Raw genomic sequence first — 748 nt, 5'->3', positions numbered from 1 at the left:
CACTTTTTGCTCGCACGCTCGCGGAGTCCACGATCGCCGAGGTCCAGTCCACGCTTCCGGCGCCGCCGTGCCGGTCGAGCACCGCCCGATGTATCCGGGGCCATAACCCCGCCCGGGTCCAGACCTGGAACCGGCGGTGCGCCGTAGGCGCGGACACCCCGAACGACGGCGGGAGATGCCGCCACGCACAGCCCGACGTCAGCACGTACACCACCGCCGTGAACACCGCCCGCTCGTCCACCGGAGCCGTCCCCCCACCCTGCGGACGCGGGGTGAAGGAGGGCAACAGAGGTTCCACGAGCTCCCAGAGCTCGTCCGGTACCAGCCGCAGGGCAAGGCGGTCGCTCACGCCTCAGATCATGCAAGAAGATCCACTACACCCACGTGAGACACGCTCTTAGGCGTTCCACTCATCTCCTTGAATGCCCTCACTGGGCATCGCCCCACGACCCGAAGGATGCACCAGCCCACGGATCTGGCCAGTGCAGGACGTGGCATCGGTTTCAGACGTCTTTCCGATGGGTCCTCACATCTACCGTCTGGAGATTGGAATTCAGGCAATCCAGCTTTCGCCATATCACGCGGGTTCAACGGCGGCCCGCCTTCGACGCCTTCGCGACGCCCGCCGTCTTCTGGCATGCTGCTGTCCCCCGACACCCTTTCGGACCGAGGTAAGCCAGCGAACCCAAGGATCCTCCTCCGAATCCATCCCAGCTGCGCTGGGGATACAACAGAGCGCCTCACGGCG

The 748-nt window shown here is 65.6% G+C and carries 1 protein-coding gene; it reads right to left on the bottom strand.

Annotation, left to right across the window (positions count from 1 at the left end):
* Positions 1–349: transposase (locus tag FREUN1FDRAFT_RS39250; protein WP_006546023.1), on the bottom strand; the 349-nt coding region annotated here is incomplete at its 3' end.
* Positions 350–748 lie beyond the last annotated feature (399 nt).

It is taken from the genome of Parafrankia sp. EUN1f, assembly GCF_000177675.1.
Taxonomy (GTDB): domain Bacteria; phylum Actinomycetota; class Actinomycetes; order Frankiales; family Frankiaceae; genus Parafrankia.
This window is presented reverse-complemented; position numbering and strand designations above follow the sequence as displayed.